This window comes from Nocardioides sp. CFH 31398 (assembly GCF_022436705.1).
GTDB lineage: Bacteria > Actinomycetota > Actinomycetes > Propionibacteriales > Nocardioidaceae > Nocardioides.
This window is the reverse complement of record NZ_JAKUHT010000017.1, coordinates 1-15301: the sequence shown is the minus strand read 5'-3', so window position 1 is coordinate 15301 and position 15301 is coordinate 1. Positions and strand designations below refer to the sequence as shown.

Below are 15301 nucleotides of genomic sequence, written 5' to 3'. Positions count from 1 at the left end.
CCGGGTGGGGCGACGGGGTCGCCGCGCCTCGCCGGTGGTTCGGGGCCGGAGGGTCATCGGCGTGGCCCCCGGAGCGTGGTGTCGACCACAGGGCCCAGATCGACGAGGGCCTCGGGATCCATCAGGTCGAAGTGCGCGTGGTCCACTCGGTGCTCGGTGGGGCGGCCACCGACGTACGGCGCCCACTGGTCGGCCAGCGGGGGGCCCTCCGGACCGGGTCGCGCGGCAACGAGGGTGGTCGGGACCTCGATCTGCGGCGGGTCGCCCGCCGACCGGAGTGCGTCCCCGACCGCCCCGACGCCGCGGGCGAGCCGGTCGGTGGCGTCCGCGCCCAGCAGTGCGAGCAGCGCGTCGGCGGAGCCGCCCTGTGCGTCCCGATAGGCCTCGACCGCCGAGGTCGGGTCGTCGGTGTCCACCGTGAGCGGGACGGCGTGGGGGTAGGAGTCGAGCAGCAGCAGGTGCTCCACCTCCTCGCCGTCGGCGAGCAGTCGCGCCGCAACCCGGTGGGCGAGGACGCCACCGAGCGACCAACCGAGCAATGCGTACGGGCCCTGCGGGCGGGTGTCGCGCAGGGCGGCCACGTAGCCGTCCACGAGGGCGTCGACGTCAGCGGGCAGCGGGTCGTCCGCGGTGAGCCCGGGCGCCTGGAGCCCCAACAGAGGCCGGTCGGCCAGGTAGGGCACGAGCCCGGCGTACGGCCAGGCGAGGCCGGAGATCGGGTGGACGGCGACCAGGGGTGTGAGCCCACCCTCGGCGCCGAGGGTCACCAGGCGGTCGAGCCCGGCGTCCGCGGCCACGCCGTCCCCGCCGTCGAGACGGGCGGCGAGGCCGGCGACCGTGGGCGACTCGAAGAGGGCGCGCACCGCCAGGTCCTCCCCGGTCACCGTGCGGATCCGGGACACCAGCCGCGTCGCGAGCAGCGAGTGGCCACCGAGCGCGAAGAAGCTGTCGTCCACGCCGACCGAGCCGACCCCCAGGACCTCGGCGAACAGCGCGGCGAGCACGCGCTCGCGCGGCGTCCGCGGCGGGGTCCCGCCGCCCGCGCCGACGGTCTCGGGCTCGGGCAGCGCGCGCCGGTCGAGCTTGCCGTGAGCGGTGAGCGGGAGCTCGTCGAGCACGGCCATCGCGGTGGGCAGCATGTAGTCGGGCAGCCGCTCCGCGGCGGCCGTCCGCACGGCGTCGAGGTCGAGCCCGGCGCCTGCCTCCGGCACGAGGTACGAGGCGAGGGCCGTGGCCCCGGAGGCGTCGGTGACGGACACGGTCGCGGCCCGGGCGACGCCGTCCAGGGCGGCGAGCACCGCGTCGACCTCGCCGGGCTCCACGCGGAACCCCCGCACCTTGACCTGCTCGTCCGTGCGGCCCGAGAAGGCCAGGGCGCCCTCGGCGGTCCAGCGGGCGCGGTCACCGGTCCGGTACATCCGGGAGCCGGGGGGACCGTAGGGGTCGGCGACGAACCGCTCGGCCGTCAGGTCGGCGCGCCCGAGGTAGGCCCGGGCGAGCCCGGCACCGGCGAGGTAGAGCTCGCCGTGCACACCGGGGGCCACCGGCGCCAGGCGGTCGTCGAGCACGAGGGCCCGGGTGCCGGTCACGGGCCTGCCGATGACGGGGTGGTCAGCGGACCCCACGTCGGCCACCACGGCATCCACGGTCGACTCGGTGGGGCCGTAGAGGTTGACCGCGCGGCCGGGACGGGCCGCCAGGTCCCGCCAGAGGTCGCCACCGACGGCCTCACCGCCGAGCGCCGTGACCGCGAGGTCGGGCAGGCCCAGGCGCAGGAGCTCCGCGACGTACGACGGGGTCGTCTCGAGGACGTCGAGGCCCCGGTCGGCGACGAGGGCGACCAGCGCCTCGGGATCGACGCGGGTCTCGTCGTCGACCAGGTGCAGCTCGTGGCCGGCCACCAGCCACAGCACCGGGTCCCAGGAGGCGTCGAAGGTGACCGCCGTCGTGTGCGCGACCCGCAGTCGGCGCCCCGCGGCGGCCCCCGCCGGGCCGATGAGCGTCTCGCGGTGGTGCGCCAGCAGAGTGGCGAGCGAGCGGTGCTCGACCACGACGCCCTTGGGCTCGCCGGTCGAGCCCGACGTGAACAGCACGTACGCCGCGTCCCCGGGCCGCGGTCCGACCGGCAGGGTCGGCGACTGCGGCAGCTCCGGCACGGCGTCGGTGCCCCTCAGCAGGGTCTCGAGGTCGTCGGCGTCCAGCACCAGGGCGGGTGATGCGGCCCGGACGACGGCCTGGACGCGTCCCTCGGGCTGGGCTGGGTCGATGGGGAGGTAGGTCGCCCCCGACCGCAGGATGCCGAGGAGCCCCACGACGCTGCCGACGGAGCGGGGCACCGCCAGGCCGACGACGTCGCCCCGCCCGATGCCGCGCCGGGCCAGCAGCCCGGCGAGCCGGTCGGCCAGGTCGGCGACCTCGGCGTAGGTGAGGGTCTGGGTCCCGCCCGTGCTGTCGGTGCCGCCGGTGGCCGGGGCGACCAGGGCGGTCTCGTCGGGCATCGACTCGACCGTCCGCGCCCAGGCGTCCAGCACCGTGTCGTCGGAGGCCGTCTTGGTCGAGGGGGCGGGCAGCACCGCGGCCCGCTCGTCGTCGGTCAGCAGCGGCACCGCGGTCAGCGGCGTCGACGGGGCGTCGAGCCAGCGGTCGAGCAGCCGGACCCACCGGTCGGCGATCGCGAGTGCGGAGCGCTCGTCGTACAGGTCGGCGGCGTGCTCGAGCACGCCCGTGATGCCGGCGGGCGCGCCGTCGTCGTCGTGATGCTCGGCGACGGAGAAGGACAGGTCGAACTTCGCCGATCCGGCCGCGACGGGCAGCACCTCGGAGGCCAGCCCGGTCAGGCCCAGGTCGCCGGGGGTCGTCGCGTCGGCGGTGAGCATCACCTGGAAGAGCGGGTGGCGCGACAGCGACCGCTCCGGGGCGAGAGCCTCGACCAGCCGCTCGAACGGCAGGTCGGCGTGGGCGAAGGCGTCGACGTCGGCGCGACGCACCCGGTCCACCAGCTCGGGGAGCGTCGGGTCGCCGGCGGTGTCGGTGCGCAGGACGAGGGTGTTCACGAAGAAGCCGACGAGCTCGTCGAGCGCCTCGTCTCCGCGCCCGGCCACCGGGGTGCCGAGTGGGACGTCCTCGCCGCCGCCCTGCCGGGTGAGCAGGGCCGCGAGGCTCGCGTGGAGCAGCATGAACGGGCTGGCGTCGTGGCGACGCGCGAAGTCGACCAGCCGCCCGTGCAGGTCGGCGTCCATCGTGAACCGGACCTCGCCGCCCGCGGCGCTGCCCCGGACCGGCCGGGGCCGGTCGGTGGGCAGGTCGAGCTCGGCCGGGAGACCGTCGAGCTGCTCGGTCCACCACGCGAGCTGCTCGGAGAGCTCGCTGCCGGTGTCGTCGGCCTCGCCCAGCTCCTCGCGCTGCCACAGCGCGTAGTCTGCGTACTGCACGGCGAGCGGCTCGCGTTCGGGGGCCCGGCCGGCCCGGCGGGCGTCGTACGCCTCGGCGAGGTCGCGGCCCAGCGGGCCGAGGGACCAGCCGTCGGCGGCCACGTGGTGGACGACGAGCAGGAGCACGTGGTCGTCGGGTCCCACCCGCAGCAGCGAGGCCCGCAGGGGCCGGTCGACCGCGAGGTCGAAGGGGGCCTCGGCCCGCACGCGCAGGGCGTCGTCGAGGTCGGCCTCGACCACCTGGACACGCTCGAGGGGGACGACGGCGTCGTCGTGCACCTGCTGGCGCGGCTCGCCGTCGGCCTCCGGCAGGGTCGTGCGGAGCACCTCGTGCCGGTCGACGACGTCGACGAGGGCGGCCTCGAGGGCGTCGGCGTCCAGCTCGCCGCGCAGTCGCACGGCCAGGGGGATGTGGTACGCCGCGCTGGAGTCCTCGAGCCGGTTGAGGAACCACACCCGGTGCTGGGCCCACGACAGCGGCACCACCGCGGGGCGGTCGGTCGCGGTGACGGCGCGGCGGGCGTGGCCCGCCTCGGGCAGGCGTGCCGCCAGCTGCTCCACGCTGGGCGTCTCGAACAGGGCACGGACGCCGAGCTCGACGCCCAGCTCCGAGCGGACGCGGCTGACGAGGCGGGTGGCCAGCAGGGAGTGGCCGCCCAGGTCGAAGAAGCCCACGTCGACCGGCGGGGGCTCCTGGAGCCCGAGCACCTCGGCGAACAACCGGGCGAGGTCCTGCTCCTCCTCGGTGCCCGCCGGGCGCCCGCCGCCGAGGGTGACGTCGGCGGTCGGGAGCGCGTCACGGTCGAGCTTGCCGTTCGGGGTCAGCGGGAGCGCGTCGAGGGTCGACCACGCCACCGGGACCATGTAGTCGGGCAGCGTGCGCGCGGCGGCCGCCCGGACGGTGTCCGTGTCGGCGTCGTGCCCGGGGTCGGGCACGACCCAGGCGGCGAGGCGGCCGGCGCCGGACGGGTCGGTGTGCACGGCGACCGCGGCGGCGGCGACCCCGGGTACCTCGGCCAGCACGGACTCGATCTCGCCCAGCTCGACGCGGAACCCACGGACCTTGACCTGGTCGTCCACGCGGCCGACGAACTCGAGCACCCCGTGCCGCGTGCGACGGGCCAGGTCGCCGGTGCGGTACATCCGGGAGCCCGGGGCGCCGTACGGGTCGGCGACGAAGCGCTCCGCGGTCTGCGCGGCGCGACCGGCGTAGCCACGGGCCAGGGCGGTGCCGGACAGGTAGAGCTCCCCGGGGACGCCTGCCGGCACGGGCCGGAGCGTCGCGTCCAGCACGTGCGCGGCGACGCCGTCCACCGGCTGGCCGAGCACGGGGGAGTCGTGGTCGGCGAGGTCGGCGACGACGGTGTCGACGCACGCCTCGGTCGGCCCGTAGAGGTTCACACCGCGGAGGGTGGGGTGCGCGCGGAGCTCGCGCCACAGGGTGGCGCCGACGGCCTCGCCGCCGAGCAGGACCAGGCTCAGCCCGGTGTCGCCGAGACCCTCGGTGAGCAGCGCCTGCACGTACGACGGCGTGGTCTCGACGGCGTCGATCCCCCGGTCCCGCACCAGCGCGACCAGCGCCTCCGGGTCGCGCCGGGTGTCGTCGTCGACCAGGTGCAGCTCGTGGCCGGAGACGAGCCAGAGCACCGGGTCCCAGGCCGCGTCGAAGGAGACCGCGGTGGTGTGCGCCATCCGTGCCCGGCGACCGAGACGCTCGCCCGTCGGCTCGTGAAGGGTACGGCGCTGGTGGGCGTGGAGGTTGCCGAGCGCGCCGTGGTCGACGAGCACGCCCTTGGGTCGCCCGGTGGAGCCCGACGTGTAGGTGAGGTACGCCGGGTCCTCCGGCGCCACGTTCGGGAGCGTGGCGTCGGCGGGCACGTCGGCCAGCAGCCGGCGGGTCTTGTCGTCGTCGAGAAGCAGCGTCGGGGTGCCCTCGGGGAGACGGTCGGCCGAGGCGCCGACGGTGAGCACCGTGAGGGGGTCGGCGTCGGTCAGGATGTGCTCGATCCGGGCCCTCGGGTACTCCAGGTCGATCGGCAGGTAGACCGCGCCGGCCCGCAGGACGGCGAGGAGCGTGACCACGAGGTCGGTGCCGCGGGGGAGCGCCACGCCCACCCGCTGCCCGGCGTACCCCGCATCGAGGAGCACGGCCGCGAGTCCCGCCGACCGGGCGTCCAGGTCGGCGAAGGACAGCTCGCCGTCCCCGGCGCGCACGGCGAGGTCGCCGGGCCGGGCCGCGGCGGTGGCGGCGAAGGCCTCCACCACGGTGCCGCGGTGGGCGTGGTCGCGACGGTCGGTGGCCGCCAGCGCGGCCGCTCGCTCGGCGTCGTCGAGCAGGTCCGCGGCACCGATCCGTGCGCCGGGGTCGGCGGCGACGGCAGCCAGCAGGCGCTCGAGGCGGACGACGAGGTCGCGCACCGTGGCGTCGTCGAACAGCACGGGGTCGTACTCGACGGCCCCGCCGATCGTGGTCCGACCGTCGGCCCGCTCCACCTCGCCGAGGTCGACGGAGAGGTCGAACTTCGCGCCGGCGGGGCCGGCCGCGGCGTCGACGGAGACGTCCAGGCCGGGCAGGGCGAGGTCGACGGGCGCGTTGTTCTGGAACGCCAGCATCACCTGGAACAGCGGGTGGCGGGTGAGCGAGCGCTCAGGCGAGACCTCCTCGACGACGCGCTCGAACGGCACGTCCTGGTGGGCGTAGGCGTCGAGGGCGGTGGTCTTCACACGGTCGACGAGCTCGTCGAAGGTCGGGTCGCCCGCGAGGTCGTTGCGGAGCACCAGGGTGTTGACGAAGAAGCCGACCAGGCTGTCGAGAGCCTCGTCGGTACGGCCGGCTACCGGCACGCCGATCGCGACGTCGGTGCCGGCACCGAGTCGCCCGAGCAGGGCGGCTAGAGCGGCCTCGACGACCATGAACAGGCTCACGTCGTGCGCCCGGGCGAGGGTGACGAGGGCGTCACGCAGGTCCGGGTCGAGGTCGACGGGGACGCGGGCGTCGACGCCCTGCGGTGCCGCGACGGGCTCGCGGGGACGCCTCCGGTCACGGGGGAGGTTGATCTCGGTGGGCAGCCCGGCCAGCTGTCGGGACCAGTGGTCGAGCTGCCGTGTGATCTCGCTGGCCGGGTCGTCCTCCTCACCGAGCAGCTCGCGCTGCCAGAGGGTGTAGTCGGCGTACTGCACCGGGAGGGGTGACCAGTCCGGCGGTACCCCGTCGGCGACCCTGGCGCCGTAGGCCACGGCGAGGTCGGCTGCCAGGGGCCCGAGGGACCACCCGTCGCCGGCGATGTGGTGGACCACCATCGACAGGACGTGCTCCGACTCGCCGAGTCGCAGCAGCCGCACCCGGATGGGCAGGTCCTCGGTGAGGTCGAACCCGCGGGTGGTCTCGCGGCGCAGCACGTCGTCGACACATCCGGGGCCGTCGGCGGGTGCGTCCTCGAGGTCGTCGGTCGGCACGTCGAGGACGACGTCGTCCGTGCCGGCGACGACCTGGTGGGGCTCGCCGTCGACGGCCGGGAAGGTGGTGCGCAGGGTCTCGTGGCGTGCGACGACGTCGTGCACGGCGCTCTCGAGCGCCTCGACGTCCAGGCCCCCGCGCAGTCGCAGCACGGCCGGGATGTTGTAGGCCGCGTCACCGGGGTCGAGCTGGTTGAGGAACCACAGGCGTCGCTGCGCGAACGACAGCGGCAGCTCGTCGGGGCGGGTCATCGGTCGCAGACCGGCCCGGCCGGTGGCCGCACCCGCGAGCTCCCTGGCCAGGCCCGCGACGGTCGGGTGGTCGAAGAGCGTCCGGATCGGGAGCTCGGCGCCGGCGGCGCTGCGGATGCGGCTCACCAGCCGGGTGGCGAGCAGGGAGTGGCCGCCGAGGTCGAAGAAGTCGTCGTCGACGCCGACCCGGGGCAGGCCCAGGGTCTCCGCGAAGAGGCCGGCCAGCAGCTGCTCCTGCGGCGTCTGCGGCTCACGGCCCGCGCCGGCGGCGGTCTCCTCGCCGGTCGGGGAGGGCAGCGCCTCCCGGTCCAGCTTGCCGTTGGGGGTGAGGGGCATCTCGGGCAGCACGACGTACAGGGCAGGAACCATGTAGGCCGGCACCGCGGCGGCGACGGTCTCCCGCAGCGAGGCGGGGGTCAGGGTCGCCGCGTCGCCGGCGACGTAGGCGACCAGGTGCTGCACGCCGTCGTTCTCGCGCACGACGACGGCGGCGGCGCGCACGTCGTCCCGCTCCCCGAGCCGGGCCTCGATCTCGCCGAGCTCCACGCGGAAGCCGCGGACCTTGACCTGGTCGTCCACGCGCTCGACGAACTCCAGCACGCCGTCGGCGCGCCAGCGGGCGACGTCCCCGGTGCGGTACATGCGGTCGCCGGGCCCGCCGTAGGGGTCGGCGACGAAACGTTCCGCGGTGCGGCCGGGCTGGCCGAGGTAAGAGCGGGCGAGGCCGGCTCCGGCGAGGTACAGCTCGCCCGCCGCGCCCACGGGTTTCATCTGCAGCCCCGTGTCGAGCACGTAGGCGCGGGCGTTGGCGACGGGCCGGCCGATCACGGGTGTCTCGTGATTCTCGATGCGCGCCGTGACCACGTCGACCGTGGACTCGGCGGGCCCGAACAGGTTGAACGCCAGCAGGTCCTCCCGGGAGGCCAGGAGGTCCCAGAGCTCGCGGCCGACGGCCTCCCCGCCCAGTGCCACCACGCGCACGGAGTCCCCCGCGTCGCCGAGCAGGCCCGCCGAGACGAGCTGTTCCATGTAGGTCGGCGTGGTCTCGACGAAGTCGATCTCGTGGGTCACGAGGAACTGCACCAGCGCCTCCGGGTCGGCCATGGTCCGCTCGTCGACCAGGTGCAGCTCGTGACCGCCGATCAACCACAGGACCGGGTCCCAACCGGCGTCGAAGGAGACGGGGGTGACGTGGGCGACCCGCAGGGGACGGCCGCCGACCGCGGCGCGAGCCGGCGGGAACAGCTCGGAGCTGTGCGAGGCGAAGAGGTTCACCAGCGACCGGTGCTGCACCACGATGCCCTTGGGGCGCCCGGTCGAGCCCGAGGTGTAGACGACGTACGCCGGGTCGTCGGCCTCGACGCGGCCGCCGCGCTCGGCGTCGGTCACGGGGTCGTTGGACCGACCCAGCACGTCGGCGACGACGTCGGGGTCGTCGAGGACGAGCTCGGTGGCGCCCTCGGGCAGCTCCGGCAGGCGCTCCGCGACCGAGCTGTCGGTGATCACCACCTGCGGGGCGACGTCGTCGAGCATCTGGCGGACGCGCTCGGGCGGGTAGTCCGGGTCGACCGGCATCACCACGGCGCCTGACTTGTGCGTCGCCGCGAGACTGATGGCGAACTGCGAGCGGCGGGGGAGCGCGACCGCGACCGCGGCGCCGGGCCCGGCGCCGTGCGCCATCAGCAGGCGCGCCAGGCGGTTGGCGCGACGGTCGAGCTCGTTGAAGGTCGACTGCGAGTCGGTGGCGACCAGCGCCGTGGCGTCGGGGGTGCGGACGACCTGCGACTCGAAGAAGTCGAGCACGGTCCGCTGGACCACGTCGACCGCGACGCCGTGGGTGGCGTCGCCGAGCACGTCTCGGTCGGCCTCGGAGGAGACCCGGATCGCTCCGACGGTCGAGTCGTGGTCACGGGCGACGGCGTCCAGGGTGATCAGGAACCGTGTGAGGTGCCCCTCGAGCGCAGCGGCGTCATACAGGTCCGGGTTGACGTCGACGTCGATCCGCAGCCCCTGGCCGTCCGGGGCGCGGGAGACCACCACCGACATGTCGTCGACGGGTCCCACGGACAGGTTGTGAAGGGTGCCGGCGTGACCGCCGAAGTCGAGGGTGCCCTCGATCGGCAGGATGTTGATGGTGGGCCCGGCGAGGCGGGCGTCACGGCCCAGACCGAGGTCGGCCCGGACGTCCTCGGGGCGGTACCGCTGGTGCCGCAGCAGAGCGCGGACCCGGGTCGACACCTGGGCCGCGAGGTCGGTGACCGGGGTCTCGGGACGGACGTCGAGGCGCAGCGGGACGATGTTGGACACCATCCCCGGCACGGACTTGGCCACCTTGCCGCGGCGCGCGGTGACGGGCAGCCCGAGCACCACGTCGCGCTCGCCCGTGAAGCGGTGCAGGTAGGCCGCGAAGGCGGCGATGAGCAACGACGAGCGCGACACCTTCATCGCCTTCGCCGCTGCGGCGAGGGCCTCGGCGGCGTCCGCCGGAACGTCGCGGGTGCAACGGGACAACCGGTTCGGCAGCCCCTGGGGCGGGTCCGCCAGCAGGGTGGGGGACGGGTGGTCGCCGAGCTGCTCGGTCCAGAACTCGCGGTCCTCGGTGCGGTCCGACGCGCGGTAGGAGCGGTCGTCGTCCACCAGGTCGACGAGCGGCCCGGTGAACGGCTCGTCCGGCTCGACGCCGTTCACCAGGGCGTTGTACACGACGTTCACCCGCAGCATCGCGAGCGTGGCGCCGTACCCGTCGAGGGCGAGGTGGTGGATGCGCTGGTAGCAGAACGTGCGGTCGTCGGCCACCCGCAGCAGGGCGATGGCGAACAGAGGCGGGGCAGAGAGGTCGACCGGCGAGCGCAGGTCGCGCTCCATCCACGCCCGGGCGGCGTCCTCGGGGTCGGCGTCGTCGCGCAGGTCAATCTGCTGCAGCTCCCAGTCGACGCCGTCCGCGACCAGCTGGAAGGGACCGTCGGCGTCCTCGCCGAAGGTCGCGTGCAGCGCGTCCACCTCGCTGATCGCCGTCGCCCACGCGGTGCGGTACGCCGCGGCATCGATCTCGCCCGGCACGTCCAGGTAGTGCGCGATGTTCAGCACCACGTTGTCGGGGTCGAGCTGCTGGGCGTACCACAGTCCCCGCTGGGCGGCGGTGAGCTCGAGCCGCGTGGTCCCCCCGGCTGCGGTGGCGCTCATCGGCCGACCTTCAGGACGATCCCAGCGACGTCCAGGCGAGTGTTCTGCGGGGCCCCGGAGGCGCGCGACTGCTGCTGCAGCACGCCCGTCTGCTGCTGCTCGCCCCCGCCGGTCTGCTGCTGACCGACTCCGACCTGCTGCTGGCCGCCGGCGTCCTGCTGCTGCGCACCGATGAGCTGGGACTGCTGCCGACCACGACCGTCGGACTGCTGCGAGCCCACCCCGGCCTGCTGCTGACCGGAGGCCGAGCTCTGCTGGGCGCCGAGCAGCTGCGACTGCCGTCGATCACCCGACTGCGACGAGGACAGCACGCCGACCTGCTGGCTGCCCGACCCGTCCTGCTGCTGCACACCGACCAGCTGCGACTGCTGGTCGGCCTGAGCGACCCCGGCGCCGGACACGACGAGGGCCACGCTCGCCACGGGGGTGAGCAGTGCAAGGCGCTTCAATGACATGTCATCCAGGCAACCAGCGGGGTGCCACCAGATCACGTGATCCGGCTGTCGACCATCTCACCCGCACCACCACCAATCCGGTCGGCGGCCCGCCACGTATGGAGCCGGGGGTGATGGACACGGCGACGGCCGCCCCCGAGATTCCTCGATCAGCGACCCTCTCGCTCACTGGTGACGCACGAGGTGCGCGGTCCGGACCACCTCGCCGAGGGGGGAGGGCGCGGTGGTCCGGACGCCCGCCGCGAACGTCCCGAGATACCGAGCGCAGCGACGTGGTGCCGACGCTATGAGCGATCTGTGCATGTCGCAGTGGAACGCGGAAGACCGTTCGCCCGACGATCAGCTAGTTGGCGCTTAAACTTGTGGCTCCCCCCAACCCCGGCTCCGTCACAGGAGGACCGGGACTCTCTCGGAGCGCGCTGATGAAGTTGACCCCCATGCTCGTGAGGGCCGCGCTGCCCTTCCTCAGCGACGGCAATCGTCGTGCCCCCCGCGAGGTCCTCGCTGCGTTGGCGACCCTCTCGCCGCCTGACGAAGTGATCGCCCGGCTGACGTGGTCGGCCCGGTCCGACGGCACCACGACGTGGCGGGTGCTGTGGCTGACGGAAGCCGGCCTGAGCTACTGCGAGGCCATGCACCCAGCCGAGGGGCAGTGGTCGTTCGACTCCGAGCCGGACCACGCGGGACGGTCCTCGATCACGGCTCGTCTGATCCCGGTCCGTCAGCTTCGCAGCGTCCAGGTCGCCGACATCCGCTCGGACACCGACGCGTCGGTCACGAACGTCGCGGTCCTGCAGACCATCGAGGTGGACGGGATGGCGCCCATCCCGGTCCCGTTGAGCGGCGAGCTGCCGACGCCGTACGAGGAGGACGCATGCTCAGAGTTCCTCACGCGGCTCCGCGAGGTCCTGCGACGTGTGCCGGCCTGACGAGCCGCCTGCCTGCGTGCGCGGATGAGCGTGCGATACACGGTTACTGGGCGCCACGCCGTCGTCCTGGAGCCAACCGGGCCGCCGTCGAGGTGGATCGCCGCTGCGTGAGTCGGATCCCGGCGCGGCGACCCACCGCCCAGCTCGACAGCTGCAGACCAGGACCGACCCGGTGAGCGGTCGGCCGCGCCGTCGACCACGAGCAGGCCCGATGCATGCCGGCACCGCCCAGATCACCCTGACGGGGCCCTGCGACGAGGCCACGTGCGTGTACCTGCGCCGCGTGCTGGTGGCCACAGGACTCGTGATGACCCGATGCGGCGTCGATCGCCTAGGCCGAGGCGTCGGGCGGCGTCGCGGCGTGTCAGCCAGTCGCTGGACATGGCCGGGAGACTTTCCTCCACCGGTACCGAGTCCCGACCAGGATGATTCGACCCACAGTCGGGGTCGGGGCAGGTGCGCTGCATGACTCGGTCGTCGTCGGCCGCGTCCAAACGGTAGCTGCGGCGCTTCGCTCGTACCACGACGCGGCTGTTGCCGCACTGTCGGCATGGGTGCTTGTCGGCCATGGTTTTCGACGCTACCGCCGAGTAAGAGCCGCGCAAGGCGGCTCTGCACACCCCCGCTCCAGACCCGACGACGCTACGCCTGCTCAGGACGGGACGTCACCGTGATGAGGCGGGAGGCTGCGGGTCCAGCGATGACTGGGCGGGCCAGCGTCTCCGCAACTCAACCGGGTATCGGGCGCCAGTGCTGTGGTCTGGCCCGATGCCGTGTGCCGACACCCAGAATGACCAGGTCGTCGGTTCGATTCCGACAGGCGGCTCCACCGGAGGCCCCCGACCTGCAGCGATGCGGGTCCGGGGGTCTTGCGCACTCGGGACGACGTGGCGAGGCGGGCTACGACGGCCGGGCGAGCAGCGCGAGCACTCGTCCGAAGAGGTCGGCGGGAACCCGCCCTGGCTGCAGCTGCTGCTCCATCGAGAACCCGTCGGACAGGGCGATGAGCACGGTGGCGAGCTGGTCCGGCGGGATCGCCAGCTCGGTGCCCGTGTCCTCCGCGTGGGCCGCGATGGCAGCGGTGATGGTCTCGTGCAGCGTGCGGCGGCTGTCGAGCAACGTCGTGTCGCCGTTCTGCGTGCGGACGGCGCGCTGCCACAGCTCGACGTAGAGCAGGTGCCACTCGCGTTGCCCGTCGAACGCGCGGCTGAGTCCGTCGCCGAGCGCCTGGGCCCGCTCCGGCATCGACCCCCCGACCTCCACGGCGGCGAGACCCGCGTCGAGGTTGGCGCGCACCTTCTCCTCCACCACCGTCTCGACCAGGGCGGCCTTGCCGGTGAAGTTCGAGTAGATGGCGCCCTTCGTCATCCCCGCCTCGGCGGCGACCTCCTCGAGCGAGGCCGTGTCGATGCCGCGGCGGGCGAAGACGCGGGCCGCGGCGTCCAGGACGGCGCGGCGCACCTCCGCCCGGGCGGGGCGCCGGCCGCCCCCGGTGGTTGACATCCACCGGACGATACCGCACGGTATTCGATACCGAACGGTATTCAACAGGAGGTCCACCGTGCAGCTCGCCGACCAGGCTGCGTCGCTGACCCGCTGGGGTCTGAACCACGCTCTTCCCCGGGCCGGGATCCGCGCGGGCGCTCGTCGGGGCGACCTGCAGGCCCAGCTGGTCATGGCCACCGGGTCGGGCGACGCGGCCGACGCCGGGGAGACCCTGCCCCTCGACCTGTTCGAGGAGGTCCGCTCCCGCGGCCCGATCCACAAGAGCGCGTTCGCCTACGTCACGGCGACGCACGCCGTCGTCAAGGAGGTGCTGGGCAGCCCGGACGTGAGTGCCGGCGTCGACTTCGGTGTCGGCGGGCCGCTCGCTCCCGTCAGACGCTGGGCCGAACGATCGACCCCCATCGGGCCTCTGACCCCGCCGTCGCTGCTCTCCGTCGAGCCGCCCGAGCACACCCGCTACCGCAAGCTCGTGACGCGCGTCTTCTCCGTCAAGGCCGTGCAGGGCCTGCGCGAGAGGACCCAGGAGGTGGCGGACCAGCTCGTCGACGACCTCGAGGGCCACGACGCCGGGAGCGTCGACCTGGTCGAGCACTACTGCGCGATGCTGCCCGTCACCGTGATCGCCGACATCCTCGGGGTCCCGCGCGAGGACCGGAACAAGGTGCTCGAGTTCGGTGAGGGCGCCGCGCCCAGCCTCGACCTCGGGCTTCCCCTGGGGCGGTTCCGTGCCGTGGAACGGTCGCTCCGTGCGTTCGAGCTGTGGCTCGACGACCACCTCGCCGCCGTGCGGCGCAACCCCGGCGAGGACCTCCTCAGCCAGCTCGTGCTCGCCCAGGACGACGAGGGCGTCGAGCTGACCGACGTGGAGCTGAAGGCGACCGCCGGCCTGGTGCTCGCCGCCGGGTTCGAGACCACGGTCAACCTGCTCGGCAACGGGATCGCGCTGCTGCGCCGTCACCCCGAGCAGCTGCGGATCCTCCTCGACGACCCCGCCCTCTGGCCGCAGGCGGTGGACGAGGTGCTGCGGTACGACCCGCCGGTGTTGCTGACCGGCCGCACCGTCGTGCGGGACACCGAGCTGGGAGGGCAGACGATCCCCCGTGGCTCCATCGTGAACACCCTCCTCGCGGGCGCCAACCGCGATCCCGAGGTCTTCACCGACCCCCGACGCTTCGACGTCACCCGCGAGAACGCCGACCAGCACGTGTCGTTCTCCTCCGGTCGTCACTACTGCCTCGGCGCCGCGCTGGCGCGGATGGAGGGCGAGGTGGGGCTGCGCACCCTGCTCGCCCGCCACCCGGACCTCGTCATCGACGACGACGCCGCACGCCGGCGGACGACGAGGATCCTGCGCGGCTACGCCACGCTTCCGGCGCGGCTGGCGGGCTGAGCGACGGTCGACCCTGTGGGCAGCCACCGTCCATTGTCGGTCGTCGAGCGTATGTTCGAATCATGGTCAGCGAGATGGTTCGCGAGGCGGGCTGGGAGCAGGGCTCCCACCCGCTGCTGAGTGCGGTCACGGCCATCACCGCCGCGCTGAATGCAGCGACCGCGGCCATCGCCGCCGGCACCGACCCAGCTTGGCTGGACCCGGGGGAGCAGGGGGCGCTGCTGGTCGGTCTCGCGCAGGCCGAGCAGCGCGTGGCCGCCCTGAGGCTGGCGACCCTGACGGCCACCGCAGGCGCCGACGGCGTCGCCTCGACCACCGGTGCCCGCACCCCGGCGGACTGGCTGGCCGACCGCCTGCACCTCAATCCCCGCCGCACCGGCGGCGAGGCCCGCCTCGGCGCCCGGATCGCCCGCCGCCGGGTCCTGGCCGCCGCGATGCTCGACGGCGGCATCTCCCTCGACCACGCCCGCGCCGTCGTCGACCGCCTCGACGCCCTCCCACCCGACCTCGTCGACGAGCAGACCATGACCGAGGCCGAGCAGGCCCTGGTCGGCTACTGCGCCGAGTTCACGCCCGCCGAGGTCACCCACCTCGGACGCCGGATCCTCGAGACCGTCGCCCCCGAGGTCGCCGACGCCATCGAGGCCGAACGCCTCGCCCGCGCCGAACGCGAGGCCCACCGACGCACCAAGGCCACCC

Annotated in this window: 6 protein-coding genes and 1 tRNA gene; 4 read left to right on the top strand and 3 right to left on the bottom strand. The window is 74.2% G+C overall.

Annotation, left to right across the window (positions count from 1 at the left end; genetic code table 11):
• Positions 1 to 53: 53 nt before the first annotated feature.
• Positions 54 to 10322, bottom strand: coding sequence for a non-ribosomal peptide synthetase (locus MJ876_RS14450; protein WP_240237255.1), 10269 nt, complete (start codon positions 10320 to 10322; stop codon positions 54 to 56).
• Entirely contained in the window at positions 10319 to 10777 is a 459-nt protein-coding gene (locus MJ876_RS14445) for a hypothetical protein (protein WP_240237253.1), read from the bottom strand. The genes MJ876_RS14450 and MJ876_RS14445 overlap by 4 nt, the downstream gene beginning before the upstream one ends.
• Positions 10778 to 11199: 422 nt before the next feature.
• Here MJ876_RS14445 and MJ876_RS14440 point away from each other — a divergent pair, with 422 nt between their 5' ends.
• Positions 11200 to 11706 (top strand): hypothetical protein, encoded by a 507-nt coding sequence (locus tag MJ876_RS14440; RefSeq protein WP_240237251.1) that lies wholly within the window; start codon positions 11200 to 11202, stop codon positions 11704 to 11706.
• Positions 11707 to 12452: 746 nt separating this feature from the next.
• A tRNA-Leu gene (locus MJ876_RS14435) sits at positions 12453 to 12535 on the top strand.
• Positions 12536 to 12606: 71 nt separating this feature from the next.
• On the opposite strand, the gene MJ876_RS14430 is transcribed toward MJ876_RS14435, so the two are convergent.
• Positions 12607 to 13209, bottom strand: coding sequence for a TetR/AcrR family transcriptional regulator (locus MJ876_RS14430; protein ID WP_240237249.1), 603 nt, complete (start codon positions 13207 to 13209; stop codon positions 12607 to 12609).
• Positions 13210 to 13267: 58 nt separating this feature from the next.
• On the opposite strand from MJ876_RS14430, the gene MJ876_RS14425 reads away from it, so the two are divergent.
• Together MJ876_RS14425 and MJ876_RS14420 are read left to right on the top strand one after the other, a co-directional pair.
• A complete protein-coding gene (locus MJ876_RS14425; RefSeq protein ID WP_240237247.1) occupies positions 13268 to 14602 on the top strand; it encodes a cytochrome P450 in 1335 nt (444 codons plus the stop codon).
• A 62-nt stretch (positions 14603 to 14664) separates the two neighbouring features.
• Positions 14665 to 15301: DUF222 domain-containing protein (locus MJ876_RS14420; protein WP_240237245.1), on the top strand; the 637-nt coding region annotated here is incomplete at its 3' end.